Annotated in this window: 22 protein-coding genes; 8 read left to right on the top strand and 14 right to left on the bottom strand. The window is 71.7% G+C overall.

Features of this window, described 5'->3' with window-relative positions; translation table 11 throughout:
• Nucleotides 1–59: 59 nt before the first annotated feature.
• From ACFYV1_RS07780 to ACFYV1_RS07750, 7 genes are all read right to left on the bottom strand, one after another.
• Entirely contained in the window at nt 60–1,133 is a 1,074-nt protein-coding gene (locus ACFYV1_RS07780) for an acyl-CoA dehydrogenase family protein (protein ID WP_389394452.1), read from the bottom strand.
• On the bottom strand, nt 1,130–2,317 hold the full coding sequence (locus tag ACFYV1_RS07775; RefSeq protein WP_389394451.1) for an acyl-CoA dehydrogenase family protein: 1,188 nt from the start codon (nt 2,315–2,317) through the stop codon (nt 1,130–1,132). The genes ACFYV1_RS07780 and ACFYV1_RS07775 overlap by 4 nt, the downstream gene beginning before the upstream one ends.
• Nucleotides 2,314–3,282, bottom strand: coding sequence for an NADPH:quinone oxidoreductase family protein (locus ACFYV1_RS07770; protein ID WP_389394450.1), 969 nt, complete (start codon nt 3,280–3,282; stop codon nt 2,314–2,316). The genes ACFYV1_RS07775 and ACFYV1_RS07770 overlap by 4 nt, the downstream gene beginning before the upstream one ends.
• 78 nt (nt 3,283–3,360) lie before the next feature.
• Nucleotides 3,361–3,957 (bottom strand): helix-turn-helix domain-containing protein, encoded by a 597-nt coding sequence (locus ACFYV1_RS07765; RefSeq protein WP_389394449.1) that lies wholly within the window; start codon nt 3,955–3,957, stop codon nt 3,361–3,363.
• A 63-nt stretch (nt 3,958–4,020) separates the two neighbouring features.
• Nucleotides 4,021–4,767: a PIG-L deacetylase family protein gene (locus ACFYV1_RS07760; RefSeq protein WP_389394448.1), complete on the bottom strand. Its 747-nt coding sequence runs from the start codon at nt 4,765–4,767 to the stop codon at nt 4,021–4,023.
• A gap of 32 nt (nt 4,768–4,799) precedes the next feature.
• Complete coding sequence (locus tag ACFYV1_RS07755) at nt 4,800–6,098, bottom strand: alpha/beta fold hydrolase (RefSeq protein ID WP_389394447.1); 1,299 nt, start codon at nt 6,096–6,098, stop codon at nt 4,800–4,802.
• Between the two features lie 78 nt (nt 6,099–6,176).
• Nucleotides 6,177–7,646 carry a cellulase family glycosylhydrolase gene (locus tag ACFYV1_RS07750; RefSeq protein ID WP_389394446.1) on the bottom strand — a complete coding sequence of 490 codons (1,470 nt, stop codon included), beginning with the start codon at nt 7,644–7,646 and terminating at the stop codon, nt 6,177–6,179.
• A gap of 317 nt (nt 7,647–7,963) precedes the next feature.
• Between ACFYV1_RS07750 and ACFYV1_RS07745 the strand changes: the two genes are divergently transcribed.
• Nucleotides 7,964–8,707, top strand: coding sequence for a cupin domain-containing protein (locus ACFYV1_RS07745; RefSeq protein WP_389394445.1), 744 nt, complete (start codon nt 7,964–7,966; stop codon nt 8,705–8,707).
• 154 nt (nt 8,708–8,861) lie between these two features.
• Here ACFYV1_RS07745 and ACFYV1_RS07740 read toward each other — a convergent pair whose 3' ends face one another.
• Nucleotides 8,862–9,365, bottom strand: coding sequence for a metallophosphoesterase family protein (locus ACFYV1_RS07740; protein WP_389394444.1), 504 nt, complete (start codon nt 9,363–9,365; stop codon nt 8,862–8,864).
• Nucleotides 9,366–9,688: 323 nt separating this feature from the next.
• A complete protein-coding gene (locus ACFYV1_RS07735) occupies nt 9,689–10,168 on the bottom strand; it encodes a hypothetical protein (protein ID WP_389394443.1) in 480 nt (159 codons plus the stop codon).
• 215 nt (nt 10,169–10,383) lie between these two features.
• On the opposite strand from ACFYV1_RS07735, the gene ACFYV1_RS07730 reads away from it, so the two are divergent.
• Nucleotides 10,384–10,752, top strand: a complete 369-nt coding sequence (locus ACFYV1_RS07730; RefSeq protein WP_389394442.1) for a hypothetical protein — start codon at nt 10,384–10,386, stop codon at nt 10,750–10,752.
• A gap of 140 nt (nt 10,753–10,892) precedes the next feature.
• Here the strand turns inward: ACFYV1_RS07730 and ACFYV1_RS07725 are convergent, their stop codons facing one another.
• On the bottom strand, nt 10,893–11,687 hold the full coding sequence (locus ACFYV1_RS07725; protein WP_389394441.1) for an MBL fold metallo-hydrolase: 795 nt from the start codon (nt 11,685–11,687) through the stop codon (nt 10,893–10,895).
• 90 nt (nt 11,688–11,777) lie between these two features.
• Between ACFYV1_RS07725 and ACFYV1_RS07720 the strand changes: the two genes are divergently transcribed.
• Nucleotides 11,778–12,377, top strand: a complete 600-nt coding sequence (locus ACFYV1_RS07720; RefSeq protein ID WP_389394440.1) for a CGNR zinc finger domain-containing protein — start codon at nt 11,778–11,780, stop codon at nt 12,375–12,377.
• A 65-nt stretch (nt 12,378–12,442) separates the two neighbouring features.
• On the opposite strand, the gene ACFYV1_RS07715 is transcribed toward ACFYV1_RS07720, so the two are convergent.
• Nucleotides 12,443–12,724, bottom strand: a complete 282-nt coding sequence (locus ACFYV1_RS07715; protein WP_389394439.1) for a DUF6296 family protein — start codon at nt 12,722–12,724, stop codon at nt 12,443–12,445.
• A 155-nt stretch (nt 12,725–12,879) separates the two neighbouring features.
• Here ACFYV1_RS07715 and ACFYV1_RS07710 point away from each other — a divergent pair, with 155 nt between their 5' ends.
• The gene (locus ACFYV1_RS07710) at nt 12,880–13,842 is read left to right on the top strand and encodes an aldo/keto reductase family oxidoreductase (RefSeq protein WP_389394438.1); all 963 of its coding nucleotides are present in this window, start codon (nt 12,880–12,882) and stop codon (nt 13,840–13,842) included.
• Between the two features lie 111 nt (nt 13,843–13,953).
• Here ACFYV1_RS07710 and ACFYV1_RS07705 read toward each other — a convergent pair whose 3' ends face one another.
• Entirely contained in the window at nt 13,954–14,127 is a 174-nt protein-coding gene (locus ACFYV1_RS07705; protein WP_389394437.1) for a CsbD family protein, read from the bottom strand.
• 137 nt (nt 14,128–14,264) lie between these two features.
• Here ACFYV1_RS07705 and ACFYV1_RS07700 point away from each other — a divergent pair, with 137 nt between their 5' ends.
• On the top strand, nt 14,265–14,564 hold the full coding sequence (locus tag ACFYV1_RS07700) for a hypothetical protein (RefSeq protein WP_389394436.1): 300 nt from the start codon (nt 14,265–14,267) through the stop codon (nt 14,562–14,564).
• Between the two features lie 121 nt (nt 14,565–14,685).
• Entirely contained in the window at nt 14,686–15,042 is a 357-nt protein-coding gene (locus tag ACFYV1_RS07695) for a PRC-barrel domain containing protein (protein WP_389394607.1), read from the top strand.
• Nucleotides 15,043–15,201: 159 nt separating this feature from the next.
• On the opposite strand, the gene ACFYV1_RS07690 is transcribed toward ACFYV1_RS07695, so the two are convergent.
• Nucleotides 15,202–15,492, bottom strand: a complete 291-nt coding sequence (locus tag ACFYV1_RS07690; protein WP_389394435.1) for a WhiB family transcriptional regulator — start codon at nt 15,490–15,492, stop codon at nt 15,202–15,204.
• A gap of 214 nt (nt 15,493–15,706) precedes the next feature.
• Here ACFYV1_RS07690 and ACFYV1_RS07685 point away from each other — a divergent pair, with 214 nt between their 5' ends.
• Entirely contained in the window at nt 15,707–16,252 is a 546-nt protein-coding gene (locus tag ACFYV1_RS07685) for a tellurite resistance TerB family protein (protein WP_389394606.1), read from the top strand.
• Between the two features lie 201 nt (nt 16,253–16,453).
• Entirely contained in the window at nt 16,454–18,040 is a 1,587-nt protein-coding gene (locus ACFYV1_RS07680; RefSeq protein ID WP_389394434.1) for a substrate-binding domain-containing protein, read from the top strand.
• An 11-nt stretch (nt 18,041–18,051) separates the two neighbouring features.
• Here ACFYV1_RS07680 and ACFYV1_RS07675 read toward each other — a convergent pair whose 3' ends face one another.
• Nucleotides 18,052–19,092: a hydroxyacid dehydrogenase gene (locus ACFYV1_RS07675; RefSeq protein ID WP_389394433.1), complete on the bottom strand. Its 1,041-nt coding sequence runs from the start codon at nt 19,090–19,092 to the stop codon at nt 18,052–18,054.
• Nucleotides 19,093–19,309: the final 217 nt, after the last annotated feature.

Raw genomic sequence — 19,309 nt, 5'->3', positions numbered from 1 at the left:
TTACGGGACGCGGCGGGCCCCGCCCCCGCGAACCTCAGGTCCTGTCCGGGCGGACAGGGCTACGGGGCCCGGAGGTCGACGATCTTCGCCAGCGCCTCCTTGTGACGCCCCGGAGTGCCGAGCGCGATCTCGTCGGACTTGGCCCGCTTGAGGTACAGGTGGGCCGGGTGCTCCCACGTCATGCCGATGCCGCCGTGCAACTGCACGCACTCCTCAGCAGCATGGACCGCGACCCGTGAGCAGTACGCCTGGGCGACGGCCACCGACAGCGCCGCCTCCGGGCTGCCGGTCGCCAGCGCGTCGGCGGCGGCGCGGGCCGCCGCCCGTGCCGAGACGACCTCCAGCCACAGCTGCGCCATACGGTGCTTGAGCGCCTGGAACGAGCCGACCGGCCGGTTGAACTGATGGCGTTCCCCGGTGTGCCTGACCGTCTCCTCGAGGCACCACTCCGCGAGGCCGAGCTGCTCGGAGGCGAGCAGCCCCGCGCCGGTGAGCAGGCCGCGGCGCACCGCCGCCTCGCCCTCGGCCGGGTCGGCGAGAAGAAGCCCGCCGCCGGCGGCGGTGACGGCCGCGAGCGGGCGGGTGAGGTCGAACGGCGTGAGGGGCTCGACCTCGGCATCCGCCGCCTCGACCGCGTACAGGCCGTCGGCCCTGAGCACCAGGAGCACATCGGCACCCGCCGCGTCGGCGACGCCGGTGACGCGCCCGGCCCCGTCGGGCAGCGGACCGTCCGGCGCCGTGGACAGCGGCACGGCGACGACAGCCGTGCGCCGCCCCTCCGCCAGCGCGGTGAGCAGCGCGGCGACCGGCTCCCGCTCCGTGTCCAGGGCGAGCAGCACCTCCGTCGCGACGACCGAGCTGGTCAGGTACGGCGCGGCGACGACGCCGCGGCCCAGCTCCTCGAGCACGACGGCGGCCTCGCGGTGGCTCGCGCCCTGGCCGCCGAGCTTCTCGGGTACGAGCAGGCCGGCGGCCCCCATCTCCGAGGCGAGCGACGTCCACAGCTGCGGGTCGCCGGGCGAACCGGCCTCGGCGCGTGCGGCGAGCGCCGCCCGGTCGCCGCGCGCCGCGACGAGGGACCGTACGGCGGCGCGCAGGTCGTCCTCGGTCTCCGAGTAGAGCAGATCAGTCATCGCGCGAGGTCCTTCCAGGCGACGTCCTTGTCGTTGCGCGGCTCGGAGGGCAGTCCGAGGACGCGTTCCGCGACGATGTTCAGCAGCACCTCGCTGGTGCCGCCCTCGATCGAGTTGCCTTTGGAACGCAGATAGCGGTAGCCGGCGTCGCGTCCGGTGAAGTCGACGAGGTCCGGTCGTCGCATGGTCCAGTCGTCGTACAACAGCCCTTCCTCACCTCGCAGTTCGACCTCGAGACCGCTGATCGCCTGGTTGAGGCGGGCGAAGGCGAGCTTCATTGCGCTGCCCTCGGGGCCGGGCTGTCCGGCGACGAGCTGCTGGCGCAGCCGCTCCCCCGCGAGCCGTGACACCTCGGCCTCGACCCACAGCGTCAGCAGCCGCTGGTGCAGGTCGTGGGTGCGCAGCTCGGGGCGCTCGCGCCAGGTCCGCGCGACCGGGCCGATCATCCCGCCCTCACGGGGCAGACGCATGCCGCCGATGGCGACACGCTCGTTGTTCAGCGTGGTCTGGGCGACCTTCCAGCCCTCGCCGACCTCACCGAGGCGGTGCGCGTCGGAAATGCGGACCCCGGTCAGGAAGACCTCGTTGAACTCGGCCTCGCCGGTGATCTGGCGCAGCGGCCTGACCTCCACACCGGGGTCGGTCATGTCGCAGACGAAGTAGGTGATGCCCCGGTGCTTGGGCAGGTCGGGGTCGGTGCGGGCAATGAGGATGGCCCAGCGGGCGACGTGCGCGCTGGAGGTCCACACCTTCTGACCTGTGACGATCCAGTCCCCTGTGCCGGCGTCACGTACCGCGCGGGTGCCGAGCGCCGCGAGGTCGGAGCCCGCTCCGGGCTCGCTGAACAGCTGGCACCACACCTCCTCGCCGATCCACAGCGGTCGCAGAAAGCGTTCCTGGACCTCCCGGGAGCCGTACTTGAGGATCGTCGGCGCGGCCATCCCGAGGCCGATGCCGATGCGGCGCGGGTCGTTGTCGGGGGCGTCGGCGGCGGCGAGTTCGGCGTCGACGACGGCCTGCAGGGCACGGGGGGCGCCGAGCCCGCCGAGGCCCTCGGGGAAGTGGACCCAGGCGAGTCCCGCGTCGAAGCGTGCCTTGAGGAAGTCGGTGCGGTCGGTGGTGGCCGGCGGGTGGTCGGCCAGCAGTTTCCGGGTCAGTTCGAGGAGTGCGCCGGCGTCCGTCATCGGGCGGCTCCGTCCAGGACGACGACCAGACGGCCCGTGGTGGTGCCGTCGGCCACGCGCTGCACGGCGTCGGCGGCGTCCTCGAAGGCCACCCGCTCGCTGACGAGCGGCTTGATCAGGCCCTTGGCCGCGTACTCGGTGAGGGTCTCGTGGCAGCGGCCGATGGAGCGCGGGTCCTTGGTCGCGTACAGGCCCCAGTGCAGGCCCATGATCGAGTAGTTCTTGACCAGGGCGTGGTTGAGCGCCGGGGCCGGGATGTCGCCGCTCGCGAAGCCCACGACCACGATGCGGCCCTCGAAGGCCACGCATTTGGCGGACTTGGCGTACGCGTCGCCGCCGACCGGGTCGTAGACCACGTCCGCGCCGCGTCCGCCGGTCGACTCCTTCACCGCGGCGACGATGTCGTCGGTGCGGCGGTCGATGACGACGTCACAGCCGAGATCGCGGGCGACGGCGGCCTTCTCGGCGCCGCCGACGACGCCGATCACCCGGGCTCCGGCCGCCTTGCCGAGCTGTACGGCGGCGCTGCCGACGCCGCCGGCGGCGGCATGGACGAGCAGCGTCTCGCCCTCCTTGATCGCGGCCCTGCGATGCAGCCCGAACCAGCCCGTCTGGTAGCCGATGTGCAGCGCGGCCGCCTCCGCGTCGTCGAGCGCCTCGGGTGCGGGGAGCAGCGCGCGGGCGTCGGCGACCACGTACTCGGCGAGGCCGCCGCCCGGCAGGACCGGGTTGGCGATGACGCGGCGGCCGTCCTCCGTCTCCCCGCAGACCTCGACGCCGGGGGTGAACGGCAGCGGGGGCCGCACCTGGTACTGGCCGCGGCAGAGCAGCGCGTCCGGGAAGTTGATGTTCGCGGCGCGCACCTTCAGCAGGAGCTGCCCTTCGCCGGGCGTTGGCCGGGGAGCCTCTTCGAGCCGCATCACCTCGCTCGGCTCGCCGTTGCGGTGCACTCGCCATGCCTGCATTTCGGGGCCTCCCACGCGTAGGGCAGTACTGTGCCGCCTCGCATACTAAGCGGTCGCTTGCCCCTCCGGGAAGTCCTTTCAGGCCCCCTTGGGTCTGGCTCGCACATGCATCCGCTCACCTTGGGGGCCGAAGAGGCTCAGAAATTCGACCGGCTTGTCGTCGGCGCACCCGAACCAGTGCGGCACCCGGGTGTCGAACTCGGCCGCCTCCCCCGCGCCGAGCACCACGTCGTGGTCGCCGAGCACCAGCCGCAGCCTGCCGGACAGGATGTACAGCCACTCGTAGCCGTCGTGCGTCCGCGGCTCGGGCGAGTCGCCCGTGGGCCTGTGGACCACCTTGTACGCCTGGAGTCCACCGGGCCGCGCGGTGAGCGGATACATCGTCCGGTGCCCACGGACGATCGGCTTGGCCCGCACCCGCGGATCGCCGACGGGCGGGGCACCGACCAGTTCGTCGAGCGGGACCTGGTGGGCGCGGGCGATCGGCAGGAGCAGTTCGAGGCTGGGGCGGCGTCCGCCGGACTCGAGCCGGGACAGGGTGCTCACGGAGATGCCGGTCGCCTCCGAGAGTGCCCCGAGGGTGGCGCCCCGCTCACGCCGGATCCTGCGCAGCCGGGCGCCGACCTCGTTCAGCACGGCCTCGAGCCGTGGGTCGTCCTGGGTTTCCTCAGTCATGCACCCATTGCAGAAACGGCAAGCTCGTTTGTCAACCGAACAAGCCCGGTCCTGCGGGTGGCGTCAGCGCCCGAAGAGCTCGAACGCGACGGCGGGCCGGCCGCCGAAGCGCGGCGCCGCCATCTGCGTCATACCGGTGAGGAACGTGCGGCAGTACTCCTCGGGGTCACGGTCCGTCAGGCCCTCGATGTAGAGCCGGTGCTCCAGCAGCGAGGCGACGGACCGCTCGAGACCGGGGCCGGCGTCGACGGCGTGCGTGGGGCTGGTCGATCCCGCCACCGCCACCCAGCGCACGCCGTTCCACGGCTGGAGGCCCTGCTCGGAGACGAGCTCAGGGAAGATCCACCGGTTCCCGGCGTCGGCGGCCGCGTCGAGGGTCGCCCTGCCGACGGCTCGGTGATCGGGCGTGTTCCAGGCGGTGCCGCCCCAGGTGTCGCGGTGGTTGAGCGTGATGACCAGCTCCGGCCGGTGCCTGCGGATGGCCGCGGCGATGTCCCGCCGAAGAGCGGTCCCGTACTCGATCACACCGTCGCTGTGATCCAGGAACTCCACGACGGAGACACCGACGACGGCGGCACTCGCCCGCTGCTCCCGCTCGCGCAGCGGTCCGCACTCGCCGGGAGCGATGCCGTCGATTCCCGCCTCGCCCCTGCTGGCCAGCAGGTAGGCGACCTCGCGGCCCTCGTCGGTCCAGCCGGCGATGGCGGCCGCGCAGCCGTACTCGAGGTCGTCGGGGTGTGCGACCACGGCGAGCGCGCGCTGCCAGTCGGTCGGCATCTCTTCGAGCTGATCGGTCTTCTCATCGGTCATGTCCGGCAGGATACGGACACGCTGACCAGGTGTCAGAGTTCCTGCCGGGCGAGCGCCAGCAGCCGGTCCACGACCCGGGGCCCGCCAGCCCGCACCCCGTCGTGCTCGTACTCGTCGGTGACCCAGGTACGCAGCCCGCGCACGGCACGGGCGGTGCGCAGCGAGTCCGCGGTGTCGACGTACATGTCGTCGTGGTAGACGGCCGCCGCGACCGGCACCTCGTTGGCGGCGAGCCGTGCCGGGTCGTACAGCGGCGACCAGTCGGTGCGGGCGGCGAGCAGTTCCGCGGTCTCGCGCAGCGGCCGCAGGGCCGGGTCCACCTCGAAGTGCCACGGATGGATGGTCTCGCCCGTGAACAGCAGGTGCGCATCGCCTTCGAGGGCCTTCGCCGCGTCGAACTCGGGGAATTCGGCGCGCGTCCGCTCCGCCGCCCAGTTCGTCGGCCGCCCGCCCTGGGCGTAGATCGCCTCGTGCAGCACCGCGTACAGCGGGTTCGTGGCGAACGACAGGACCGGGCGGACACCCTCCTGGAACACGTCGGAGAGTTCGTGTCCGGACGCCGTGCGCACGAACGCGTTCTCCAGCAGGTAGTGCAACTGGTGGCTGCCGTCGCCCCTTCCCAGCATGATGCCGAGGGACTGGAACGCCTCGACGGTCAGCGTGTAGCCGCCGGGCAGCCGAGCCGGACGTTCGGCGAGGTGGCCGGCGATACGCCGGGCCCGCTCCACGTCCTGCGGATAGCGGGCGTAGTGCGCCTGCGCCTTGCGCCGGATACGGGGGTAGGCCGCGCGGTAGACGTCGTCGGCATGGCCGTCGAGGGACGGCAGGCCGCCGGTGATGAGGACGGTGCGCAGCCCCTCGGGTGCGCTGGAGAGGTAGTGGGTGGCGCAGAAGCCGCCGAAGCTCTGGCCCAGCACCGTCCAGGGCGCTCCCCCGGTGAGCCGCTGCCGGACGCTCTCGCAGTCGCGGACGATGCTGTCGGCCCGGAAGAGCGCGAGGTGGTCGGCCTGCGCCTGCGCGCCGCCCCGATCCGCGAGTGTCTGGCGGTTTCGGGGCGTGGAGCGCCCGGTGCCTCGCTGGTCCAGCAGGAGTACGCGGAAGTCCTGCACCGCCCGCCCCAGCCAGGCCTGTTTGCCGACGAAACGGTGGACGGCGCTGCCGGGACCGCCCTCCAGGTACACCAGCCACGGCGGGGCCTCGTCCGCGTGGGACGCGGACACGACCTCGCGGCCGTAGAGCTCGATCTGCTCGCCCGCCGGGTCACCGTGGTCGAGCGGGACGGTGAAGTGGTGGTCGGTGAGTACGACTCCCGGCTGCCGGTAGCTGCCCACTGCTGCTCCTGTTCCCTGTACGCCCCCGCCCGCCCAGTGGATCACAGCGGGCGGGCGGGGTCGCGCACAGGTACCGGATCAGCCGGTCGGGAAGTTGTCCGGTGTCCTGATCCGGTCACGGATCCAGACCCCGGCGGGCTTGAGCGACGAGGTGCCGGCCCAGGGGCCGTTGTTGGCGCAGGTGCCGCTGTTGAACACGGCACCTGACCGGTGGTCGTCGGAGAAGTTCCAGTTGACCCAGCTGATCTTCTTGGCCGCCATCAGGTCGAGGTAGCGCTGGGACATCGCGAAGTCGTCGGGGCCCTCCCCCGCGTAGTCCTGGGTGCCGAACTCGGTGACGAACACGGGGATCCGGTCGGCCGCGCGGGACAGCGTGTTCAGGTTCTCCTCCCGGTGCGAGGCGGCGTAGAAGTGGAACGTGTACATGATGTTGGAGGCGTTGACCGGGTTGTCCACGACCTCGCGCTCGTCGGAGCCCTCGGACACCCCGAGGGAGGACCAGGCGCGGGTGCCGACGAGTACCGGGGTCTCGGGGTCGTTCTGCCGGATGACCGGGATGAGCTCCTCCGCGTAGCTCTTGATCCGCGACCAGCTCACGCCACTGGGCTCGTTGGCGATCTCGTAGAGCAGGTTCGACTTGCTCCGGTGACGCTGGGCGATCTCGGTGAAGAACGTCTTGGCGCGCGAGAGGTTGTGGTACGGGTCGCCTGGGCTGAGCATGTGCCAGTCGACGATCGCGTACATCCCACGGGCGGTGGCCTGCTCGATCAGCGCGTGGACCTTGTCCGTGAACCCGCGCGGGTCGGTCTCGTAGCCGCCTTCCTGGATGTACATCGAGATGCGCAGGACGTCGGCCTTCCAGTCGGTCGCCAGGGCGTCGAGCGAGGCTCCCGTGACGCACTGGCTGTACCACTGGAGTCCGTGGGTGCTCATGCCGCGCAACTGGACCGGGTTGCCGTACTGGTTGCAGAGCTTGGTGCCGCAGACCTCGAGCCGCCCGTTGACGCCGACGGGGGTGGCGTCGGCGGTGGGAGCGGTGTCGACGGCGAGGTGGTCGACGTTCGGGCCGCCGTTGGCGGTGGTGGCGGTGGCTCTGATGGTGTTGGTCCCAGCTCGGAGATCGACGGTGACGGTGGCCGTCGACCAGGACGTCCAGGAGCCGGTGCCGGGGAAGGACCGTTCGTCGGCGGCGAGGGTGCCGTTGACGGAGATGTCCATCGGCCGGTCGGCGGTGGTGCCGTTGGCGAAGCGCAGCTTGAGCGTAGCGCGGCCGGCACGGTCGGCGTCGACCGTCCACTGGACGTGACTTCCGGTCACGTTGTCGTAGTTGACGAATCCGCTGCCGGTGAAGCCGGTGTGGTTGGACTCGACCAGACCGCGGGAGACGGCCGCGTTCTCCGCCTCGTGGGTGACGGCGGCGGCGTGGGCGAGCGGAGTGGGGGCGGGGGCCGCCGGGGCGGCGGGTGCGGCGGTGAGGGAGAGGAGCAGTGCGGCGCAGAGCGCGCCCGCACTGCCGAGGGGGCGTAGCCAGAACCGTGCCGGTCTCATGGGGGACTCCGTTGGCTGGGCGGATGGGCCGGACGAACCGATGTATCGGCCAAACAATTGGAAGTAAACTTTCCTAACGACAGAAATAGCAGGACCCCGGCAGCCCCGACAAGGGCCATGACAAAAGTGCGATCGGGCGGGCGGACGGTTCTCGACCCGCCCCAGGAAGCCCTCTCGCAACTGCGCCGACTGCCGCGACAGTTTGGGTTCCGGCGCCCTTGGCGTGAAGCTTCGGGCGTTCTTGACCGCACCGACGGGAGGGCATAGCTTCCGAAGAAAGCGCTTGCCAACTCTGCGCACGACCGAAGGGAACCGCGGTGACCACGGCGGACACAACCGCTACACCGGGCTACGACGGCCTACCGGGCGGGATCGGCGTGTCCCGGCTGCGGGTCTACGACTGGGAGGCCGCCGACGGCCGGCGGGGCGGCACGCCGCACATCCATCTGACCTGCTCGGAGGGTTACGCCGTGACAGGCGGCCGGGGCGCCGTGCAGACGCTGACCACTGACGGGTTCGAGGAGACCGCCCTGTCCCCCGGTGCGCTCGTCTGGTTCACACCGGGCACGATCCACCGGCTGGTCAACGAAGGCGATCTGACGATCGTCGTGGTGATGCAGAACTGCGGCCTGCCGGAAGCCGGAGACGCGGTACTGACGCTGCCGCCGCGTCTGCTCACCGACCCGGCCACGTACCGTGCCGCCGTCACGCTCCCGGAGGGCGCTTCGGAGATGGACCTGGAGCGGGCGGCCCGGCGCCGTCGCGACCTCGCCGTCGAAGGCTTCACCGCATTGCGCGAGGCGGCACAGGCCGGGGACCACGAGCCGCTGGCCGCCTTCCACCGGGCCGCCGCGGCACTGGTCCGGCCGCTCGCCGGAGCCTGGCGGGAGCGCTGGCGCCGAGGCGCGCACGCGGCCGCCGCGGCAACAGGCGCACAGCTGGACGGGCTCGAGCGGGGCGACGCGGCCCATCTGGCGCAGGCACGGATTCGGGCCGAACAGCCGTCCGTACGGGGTCGCTTCGGCATGTGCGGCCGCCTCGACGTCTACGACATCGGCTGATCGGGTCGCCCCATCGCGTCCGCCGCCGCCCGTCCGCCGCCCGTCCGCCGTCGGCCGCTGTCGACCGCCGTGGACCGCCGTCGACCGCCGTCGACCGCCGTTGTGGGCGGCCCACGGCCGTACGCGGTTCGTCGGATCCACGGCGGCGTACGGGTCACCGGCAGCTGGGCAGGCGGTGGAGTACGACTTCCGAGAGGCGGCCCGCGGACACCCGGGCCGTCATACAGGTGCAGTGGGGCTGTTGCCGTCGGTCGGTCGGCGAGCCGGGATTGAGCAGTCGCGGCCCGGCCGGGCACGTCGTGTCCCACGGAATGTGGCTGTGCCCGAACACCAGCACGTCGAGATCGGGGAACCGCTCGGCGCATCTGCGTTCGCGGCCCCGTGCGGGACCCGTCTCGTGGACGACTCCGACGCGCACACCCTCGAGCTCGGCCAGTGCGACCTCCGGCAGGCGGGCCCGCAGCTCGGGACCGTCGTTGTTCCCGTACACCGCGAGGAGGCGCGACGATCTGGCCTCGATCAGGTCCAGGGTGGCGAGGTCGACCCAGTCTCCGGCGTGGATCACCACATCCGCCCGCTGGACCTGCTCCATGAGCCGCGCGGGAAGCTGCCGCGAACGGGCGGGTACATGGGTGTCGGACATCAGGAGCAGCCGCATACCTCCACCATGCGCCTGAAGTGGCGCGACGGCCGCGGCAGCGAGCCCCTGCCTTCCGCTGCCCGTACGCGCCGGCTTCGCCTCGAGAGTGGAAACGAAGTCGTGTGCATACCCGGGCGAGGACGGGGCACCAGCACTCCGAAGGCTCGCCCGGCCCACCCCCCCTGGTCGGCAGCGAGGCATCGCGGCTCCGTCCCCCTCCCCCCGGGGGCGGAGCCGCCCTTCCTTCTCCGTGAGTTCGCGCCGCCATGGCGACTCGGTCGGCGTGTCCGTACCGTGCTTCACCGTCGGTCGCGGTGCGCGCGCCGCCGAGGGTGGCCGCGTCAGCGCGGGAGATCCTCCGGCGGAACCCGGTGGTCCGGGTGTCCGGCGGTCCTGCGCGCCGCCCGCATCTCCGCCTCGTAGAGGTGGCTCTGTCCACCGGCCAGCTCCTGCCTGATCCCTTCCTCGATCAGACCGAACGGGCGGTAGTAGCTTCCGTCGTACGACTCCACGATCTGGAACGTCCAGTGCCCCGGGATCACGTTGCGGCCCACGATCTCCCGTTCGACCCGGTCCGCGTGTTCGCCGTGACCGGCCTCCCGCAGCAGCCTCACGGCTTCGTCGAGCTCCAGGTCGGCCGTACCCGTCAGCTGGTGGAATGAGTACAGGTGCCCACGGGCCCGCTCCGTCGTCTCCAGCGCCTTCGACAGGGCGCCCAGAGCCGCGACCGTCGTGTCGCTCATGCCCTCGGGACGCCGGTGGCCGACGGGCGGCCCCTCGTGCTCTGCTCTCTTGTCCTGTTCACCAGTCACTCCTCGCATGTCCCCGTACAGCGGCACACCATGCGCCGCTCTTCGAGTGATCGGGACCTTGGGACCGGGTGCGGGCGGCGCGGAGCAGGAAGGCAAGTACTTCGTGACGCACCCGTGAACCAGGGGCCCGAGGCGGGTACCCGCGAATGACCCGCCGTCGGCGGCAGCCCCACGGGCCGTCCGCCAACGGCCCGCCAAGGCGGCCCGCCGGGCCGGAAGGACAGGTGAACGCAGTGACCGCACCTCCGCAACCGCAGCGGGACGACGAGCAGCCCGTGGGGGTACGGGCGTACGCCGAGGCCGAGGCGGCGGTTCGCGAGCTGCCGGGGCTGCTCGCCGGCCCGGAGCATCCGCCGCAGTTCCGCGCCGGTGTGACGGCGGGATACAGCTGGGCCCTGGGCCGCGAGGCCGGCTCGCCGGTGACCGGGGTGGACGCCGGCGGTGTCCCCGACATGGAGCTGCTGACCGCGGAGATCGACGCCGCCGTGGTGCGGGAGGACGAGGCCGCCGGCGACCCGGCGACACGCGACTACGTGCGCGGTGTCCACGCCGCTCTCGCCTGGGTCTGCGGCTTCAGCGAGCGGCGAGTCTGAGACGGGCGGCTGCACACGGGCTTCGACGGTTCGGCCGGGGCCCGCTCCTGTGCCGGGCCCCGGCCGGTACGGGCCGGCCGGAGATCCCGCTTACGGGTGGCGATGCCCACCGGGGCCCGTGACCGTCCCGGGCGACGGGGTCAGGCGCGCCCACCGCGGGCCAGGTCGAGGCGGTCGGCCAGGCCGGCGGCGGTGAAGGCCGCCTCCAGCTCGTCACTTCCTTCGGTGAAGTGGGCCCAGCTGTCGTAGTGGGCGGGCACGACACGGCGGGCACCGAGGATCCGGGTGGCCTCGGCGGCCTGGGCGCTGTCCAGGACGAGCAGCGCTCCGCCGAAGAGGACGGGGAAACGGGGGGCGCCCGCGAAGAGGACGGCGGTGTCCACCGGCGCGAAGCGATCGGCGATCTCCTTGACCGCGTCGAGCGAGGCGTTGTCGCCGCTGACGTAGACGGTGGGCAGGTCCTCGCCGGTCAGTACGAAGCCGACGACCTGGCCGGTTATCGGCTCGATCTCCTCGCGCGCGCCGGGGCCGTGGACGGCCGGCACGCCGGTCACGGTCACCGTGCCACCCCCGGGACGGTCCAGCTCGACGGACTCCCAGTCGGCCAGGCCCTTCGCCTTCCCGCCGAGTCGCTGTGCGCCACCAGGAGTGGTGAGGGTGAGCGGGACATCCACGAGCAGGGCACGGCCGGAGTCGTCGAGGTTGTCGGCGTGCTCGTCGTGCGAGAGCAGGACCACGTCGACGGGGCCGAGGTCGGCGGGGGCGGCCGTGGACGGGGCGGTCTTGGTCAGGGTCGGGCCGGGGGTCTCGTAGTCGCCGGGGCCGTCGAAGGTCGGGTCGGTCAGAAAGCGGAGGCCGCCGTACTCGAAGAGGACGGTCGGGCCGCCGAGGACGCTCACCGGGAACTGGTCGTTCGTTGTGGGAAGAGAAGACATGAGAGAGCACCTCACGGATAGAAATGAATGAACCGTGAGACGACTGTAGCCCATTTCTAACGGATGACCGCAAGCCGTACCATGAGGAACATGACGGAGTCCGCGATCGAAGAACCCGCACTGTCGCCCGCGCAGGGTGAGGAGGAGCACCTCTCCCTCGCCCTTGCCAACAGCGCGATCACGATGCCCGGAGAACGCACGACTGATCTGCTGGGCACTCCCACGCAGGCCAACCAGTGGCTGACGGAGCGGGGTCTCGCCCCGGTCGAAGCCGGCATGCTCGACATGTGTGCCGGGCTGCTGCGCTCGCTTCGCGAACATGTCAGATCACTGTTCGCCTCCCGCGCCGCGGGGCTTCCCGCCCTTCCCACCGCTCTCTGGGCCGTCAACGACGCGATGACCCGCGTCCCCACGGCACCTCTGCTGCAGTGGGACGAGAAGACCGGCCCGTACCGCGCCGCGCCGCACCCCACCACCGAGATCGTCGCCCACGCCCTGGCGGCCCTCGCCGCGGACGCCGCCGACCTGCTCACCTCCCCGGACGCCGAGCGCCTCACCGCGTGCGGTTCCCCTCCGTGCAACCGCTTCCTGCTCCGCCACGGCCGCCGCCAGTGGTGCTCCACCCGCTGCGGCGACCGGGCCCGCGCCGCCCGCGCCTACGCCCGCCGCACCCGGCCCGGGACGGAATGACGACGGACAGACGGCAACAACGGCACGAGGGACTGACGGGTCCGCTCGTGCGGCGGATGCGCGGATCAGCCGTCCCCGCGGGGCCGATCCGACAGCCTGGACGTGAGCCCGGCGGCTTCTCGTACCGGCGCCGCCCGGGCCGTCACCGGCAGCTGGTGAGCCTGATGACCGCCGCTGGCCAGCATCCGGACCTCGCCGCGCTCGCTGATCTCGGCGCGCACGATCCCCGTGTCGTCCTCGTATATCGGGCTCCCGCCCGCTCCCGCGTGAAGCGTGCGCCGTACCAGGACCACGTCGTCCACGGCCGCCGCCTGGAATATGAGCTCGTAGGTCTCCGGATGTCCCATGACCGCCTCCCGGTCGTGCGCTGCGCGACCGGGACCGAGTGCCGGCCGCGCGGCACCCTTCCTTCCATCGTGGCCCCGGACCCGCCTCGGCGCCTGTCCTGACCAGGGCCGGATACTCGTTTGGGCACCGCGCCCACCCGTGGAAGGCTGACCGAGTGACGACGAAGACGGACACGGACACCGGCGGGACACGGCTGCTCTACGGATGCATGGGGCTCGGCGGGAGCTGGGACAGCACGCCGTACGGTGCGCCGGACATCGCCGCGGCGGAGGCGGCTGTCGAGGCGGCACTCGACTGCGGGATCACGACGTTCGACCATGCCGACATCTACCGGCACGGCAAGGCGGAGGCGGTGTTCGGCGAGGTCCTCTCCCGTGCGCCGGGCCTCCGGGACCGCATCGTCCTGCAGACGAAGTGCGGCATCCGGCTCGCCGACGGCGACCGGCCCGGCATGTACGACCTGCGCGGCGAGAGCATCGTCCGGCGCGTCGAGGAGAGTCTCGGCCGGCTGGGCACCGACCACGTCGACGTACTGCTTCTGCACCGGCCCGACCCGCTGGCCGACCCCGAGGACATCGCGGGCGCCCTGACGTCGCTGCACCGCCAGGGACTCGTACGCGGCTTCGGGGTGTCCAACATGGGTGCCGCGCAGATCTCTCTCCTGCAGAGCTTTCTCGACCTGCCCCTTGCGGCCAACCAGCTCGAGATGAGCCTCCACCGGCGGGACTGGCTCGAGTCCGCAGTGCTGGTCAACACGCCGGAGGCGGCCTCCGTCGGTTTTCCGTTCGGGACGGTGGAGCACTGCCGGGCGAACGGAATTCGTCTGCAGGCATGGGGCGCCCTGGCGCAGGGCCGCTTCACCGGGCGCCAGGAGACCCCCGCACAGGACGCGACAGCACGCCTGGTCGCCTCACTCGCGGCGGCCAAGGACACGACACCCGAGACCATCCTGCTGTGGTGGCTCCAGCGGCATCCCGCGAGGATCGCCCCGGTCGTCGGCAGCGCCCGCCCCGAGCGGATCCGCGCCTGCGGCGACGCCGCGCTGCGGGAGCCGGAACTGACCCACGAGGAGTGGTACCGGCTGTGGATCACCGCGCGCGGCGCGGCCCTGCCGTAGAACCTGAGAGGCCCGGCTGCCGGCCCGTCGGCAAGGCGGGCACCGCCGGGGAGCCGGGACATCGGCGGCCGGGCCGTCGCGGAACGCGAAAGGCCCGGCCGCTCCCCGTAGTCAGTGACGGAAGATGTCCTTCGTCTTCTCCTTTGCCTGCCGGGCATCGCCCTTGGCCTGCTCGGCACGCCCCTCGGCGGTCAGCCTCTCGTTGCCGACGGTGCGTCCCGCTGCTTCCTTCGCCTTGCCCTTGGCCTGTTCCGCCTTCGCACGGGCCTTCTTCTTCTCAGCCATTGCATTCACATCCGAGTCGTCGTGGACGTCCTGGCCAGGTTTTGCGTGTCTCCGCTCGGCGCCGCCCCAAACATCGCCCCCCGCCCGGCGGGAGCCGGTCGCTCGCGTATCGACGGCCGTGGTGTGACGCTGGAGTCATGAGCTGGGCGTCATGGACAACTCGCGATGTGTACACAGGACGTGGCGGAGCCCTCACGGAGGAGACCGGGATCATGACCGGGAACCTCACCGTCCATACGACATGGGCCAACGGCACCGCACAGATCGCCCTGCAGTACACCGGTGCGACCGACTGGTTCACGATGGCGGGGAGCCCCACACCGTGCCCTTCGGAGGAGGCCAGCCGGGCACTGCACGAGGCGGTGGTGCAGGCGGTCCGCGACGGTTCGGGGGCGACCGTCCCCTCATGGACACCGCAGGAGGGGCCGGGCCGCTGACTTCGGCATCTCCGTCCCCGCGATGGGCACACTCTTGCGGACCGGGCGTTCCTGTGCGGATGCCCGCAGCGGTCGGCACCCGGCCGCGCTCAGGAGATCAGGAGGACCGACGTTGCACGACATGTGGGCCTATCCGCCGGACATCGGCCACGATCCCGCGCGGAACCTGACCGGCTTCACCGTGGAAGCGCCGGACGGGGTGCTCGGACACGTCGACAGACAGTCCCGGGGTTCCGGGCCGCAGCACCTGGTCGTCGACACCGGGGCGTGGGTCTTCGGGCGAAGCGTCCTCGTCCCCGCCGGCTTCGTCCGGCGGATCAACGCCGGGGAACGGACCGTCACCGTCGTCCCCACGAAGGACCAGATCAAGAACGCTCCCGGTTTCACCACGGACAGCGAGACGACGGACGCCGGCTATCTGGCCGCGGTGGGCAGCTACTACGAGGGCCTCGGTCCGGCGGCGCCGCCCGTCGTGTGACCGGTCCGCACCGCCTTCCCGGGGCCGGGACCCGGTGGGGCCGGGGCCCGGAGCCCGGGGCCGGTGGAGTCCGGAACCCGGGGTCGGTGGAGTCCGGAACCCGGGGTCGGCGGGTCTTGAGGTCGGCGGGTTCGCTGAACACCTGCGGCGGGCGGTCGCTCACTGCCGGCGGCGGGCGGCGCGGCGCTTGAGCTTGCGACGCTCGGCCTCTCCGAGGCCGCCCCAGACTCCCAGGCCCTGTTCCGTCTCCATGGCCCATCGCAGGCACTGTTCCCGCACCGGGCACCGGCGGCAGACCGTCTTGGCCTCCTCCTCCTGGAGCAGCGCCGGTCCGGAGGTGCCGATGGGAAAGAACAGGTCCGGGTCCTCGTCGCGGCATGCCGCGTCGTCTCGCCAGTAGTCGTGCATCTGAGCCTCGCAACAGTCGTGGGTACTGCCGGTGTTCGGCATCTCAAGGGCTGTTCTGTTCGGGTGACCGCGTCGCGGACGTTGAAACGGGGCACCGGAAGAGACGAGGCGGTCGAACGGCCGCGGCCCGGACCGGCCGTGATCCGATCGGGGGTGTCCGGAACGAGTGGCGGTGCCCGGACGTTGGCAGTGTGACGCGCCGTACCCAGCGGACGCCGGACGAACGACCTGAACAGAAGAAGCCGAGGTGGCACCAGTGGCAATGTGGGACCGGATCAAGGACCAGGCCAAGAGTCTGCAGCAGTCCCAGGGGACCCGGCCCCCCGGCGGGCACGGCGCCGGCACGCGGTCCGCGGGCGGCTCGCGGGCCCAGTTGGTGAACACGCTCAAGACTCAGCTCACCTCCCTGAAGGCGGAGTTGAAGAGCGGCGCGTTCAGAGACGCGAGCATGGCGATGTGCGCCCTTGTCGCCGCCGCCGACGGGCATGTGGACGCGGCCGAGCGACAGCACGTCGAGTCGCTGATCCTCAACAACGACGTCCTCCAGAACTTCCCGGCGGACCAGCTGCGCCAGCGGTTCAACCAGCACGCCGACCGGCTCTCGGCCAACTTCCTGCTGGGCAAGGCGGAGGTGATGCAGGAGGTCGCCAAGGCCGCCAAGAAGCCCACCGAGGCCCGTGCGGTGATCCAGACCGGCATTGTCATCGCGGGCGCCGACGGCTATGTGGAGCCGTCGGAGCAGGAGATCATCCGGGAGGCGTGCGCCGTACTGGGCCTGTCCCCCACCGAGTTCGGCATCTGAGTCCGTGGCGCCCCGCGGCCACGACCCGCGGGGCGCGGGGCGCCACAGCCGCCCGAATCGGCCAACACGAGGTGAACACCGGCCGCCGCAGTGGACGGCACGGTGAACGAGACCCGAAGAATCACGGCAGCCGTCGCAATCACGCCTACGCACTCGTAACTTTGGCGCACATCCGTACACGGAGAGCGTCAGGAGTCGGCGGTGAACAGTTTTCCCTGGGAGTCGGTGATCGCCGTACTCGGGCTCGCGATACCCGTGTGCGCCGCCGCGTGGGAGTTCGCGTTCGTCGGCCGCAAGCGGCTCGGCTACCGAATACAGATGGACACCACCGCGCCGGACGCGGCAGAGGCGCCGCACGCCGGAGTACTGCGGCAGATGCAGCGGGAGAACGCCTCACTGCGCGATCCGTCGTTCGTGCTCCTGCGCATCGAGAACAGCGGCTGGACCCTCATCGACTCGGACGACTACGTCTCCCAGGGCTCCGCGGACATCGGTATAGAGGTCCTGTTCCCGGGCCGCCGGGTCGTCGGCATGGTCGTGACCGAGATGAGCCACGACTATCTGCGCCGTTCCTTCGTGGCCACTCCCCGCGAGGGATCCCCCGCCGTGGCGGCCCCCGGTCTGGGAGTGATCGACGGCCGCATCACGCTCCCCAAGGTGGCGCTCAATCGCGGTACCCACTACAAGGTCCTCGCGGTGCTGGAACGCGAAGCGGGTTTCCAGGAGCAGTCGTTCCCCGACCCTTCGGTCGTCGCCGGCGTCAAGGGCGGGGTACGCGGCGGTTCGGTCAAGGAGACCGCGAGCCACGTCCTCGCCTCGAGGCCGGTCATGATGTTCATCGCCATGCTGGTGCTCGTTGCCGGCGCCCAGTCGGTGACGACGTTCGTCCGCGAAGACGTCAGGGCCGCTCCGCTGGACTGCGCCCAGGGGACTCTGACCCTCTCCGGTTCCACCGCGTTCGCCCCCGTCGTACGGGAGGCCGCGAAGCAGTACGAGAAGACCTGCCCGGACGCCCGGATCCCCATCACGGACAACTCATTCAAGGGCAGCGTCGCCGGCCTCGACTCCCTTGCCGCGGCGGGCAGAGAGGCAGGCGGCTCGAAGGACGCGGACGGCGCGGGCCTGTCCGACCGGCTGGCGTTCACGGACGGGGAGAAGAGTGTCCGCCGCCCGCAACTGCTGCCCAGACCGGTCGCGTTGTCGCTGTTCACACTGGTCACCAACAAGGACACCGGAGTGCAGGACCTGTCCCTCCAGCAGGTCCGGGAGATCTACACGGGCAGGATCACCAACTGGCAGCAGCTGGGCGGCAACGATCTCCCCGTCCAGCTCGTCAGCCGCAACCCCGGCTCCGGAACCCGGTCCACGCTCGTCAAGCAGGTCCTCGACGGCAAGGAGCTGATGGAGGTCACCCAGGGCGACTGCGCGGCGCTGGACCGGAGCAGGCCGGGCCGTTGCGAGGTCGGTGACACCGGCACACTCCTGGACACCGTGGCCTCGACACCCGGCGCCCTCGGCCACAGCGAGGTCGGCGCCACCAGCACCCGCGAGGACCTCCAGCAGGTACGGATCGACGGGTTCGCGGCGACCCTGGAGGGCGCGGAGGACGGCGCGTACCCGTACTGGCAGACCGAGTTCGCGTACACCTACGGGGAACCGCCCGCCGACTCGATCGCCGCCGGATTCCTCCGCTACCTGGCCAATGAGGTCGGCAAGGACATCCTGCGCGCCGAGGGCCACCGCCCCTGCTCCGAACTGGCGAAGCCGCTGCTCTGCCGGCCCAGCTGAGCGCGGGGCAGTCAGGCGAGTCGGGCCAGGTTTTCGCGCAGCACGGGATGGGCGAACCCCTCGCCGTCGGCGAACCGGGCGACCTCGGCCACGGCCAGTTCCGCCAGCCGCCCCCACTCGTTGCCGAGCGATCCCGCGATGTGGGGGGTGATGGTGACGTTGTCGCACTCCCACAGCGGGTGGTCGGGCGGCAGGAGCTCGGGATCGGTGACGTCCAGCACTGCCCGGATGCGCTTCGCCGCGGCGGCGTCGGTGAGTGCGTCCTGGTCCACGACGGCTCCGCGCGCGGTGTTGATCAGTACCGCGTCCGGCCGCATGGCACCGATCAGCTCCCGGCTGACAAGACCGCGGGTGGCGGGCAGCAGCGGCGTGTGGACGCTGACGACGTCGCTGCGGGCGAAGAGTTCGCCGATGCCGACGGCCTCCGCGCCGAGACCGGCGGCGTCGTCGGCGGTCACGTAGGGGTCGTGCAGCAGGATCTCGAGGTCGTACATCCGCAGCAGCTCGATCACCCGGCGCCCGATCATCGAGGCGGACAGGATGCCGACGGTGCGGCCGTAGTTGCCGATGCCGCGCGTGCTCTTCAGCACGGCGGGGTCGCGGCGCTCCGCACGCAGGGCGCGGGCGCTCTCGAGGGCACGCTTGCCGCTGAGCAGGATCATGGCGACGGTGTACTCGGCGACGGGCAGGGCGTTGGCCACGGCCGCGGAGGACACCGCGATGCCGCGTTCCCAGCATGCTCGCGTGATGTGGCCGCGTACCGAACCGGCGGTGTGGACGACGGCCCGCAGCCGGGGTGCGGCTTCGAGCGCGGCTGCGTCCAGCGCCGGGCAGCCCCAGCCGGTGATCAGGATCTCGGCGTCACGCAGCGCCTCGTGCGCCCGTCCGGTCGTGAAGTCGTCGAGCGCGGGCCCCGGCGCGAGGTCGCACACCTCTCCGAGGGCGGCCAGGGCCGCGGGATCGAGCACGGCGGCGGCCGCGTCCGGTGCCATGGCGAGGGCGGCGCGTGGCCGGACGGTGCGGCCGGGGGTGGCACTGGCGATGCTGGGCATCTCTCTCCTGCGACTGGGCTCGGAACGGACCGGCGCCGGCCTGCTTCGCGGCGTCCGTGTCCGCGGCGCACCGGCCTTCCGTGATCATGCACCGAGTCCGTCCGCCGAGGAAGGGGGCCGGTGCTGCCACCCGCCGGCCACCGGTGCTGATGGCAGGACCGGCCGGCGGGGACGTGCCGCCCGCTCCGCGTTCCGGCCCTGCTGAAAGGTGCGCCGG

It is taken from the genome of Streptomyces sp. NPDC003023, assembly GCF_042888225.1.
Lineage (GTDB): Bacteria > Actinomycetota > Actinomycetes > Streptomycetales > Streptomycetaceae > Streptomyces.
Note: the sequence above shows the minus strand (reverse complement) of the source record. Positions and strands in the feature narration are given on the sequence as shown.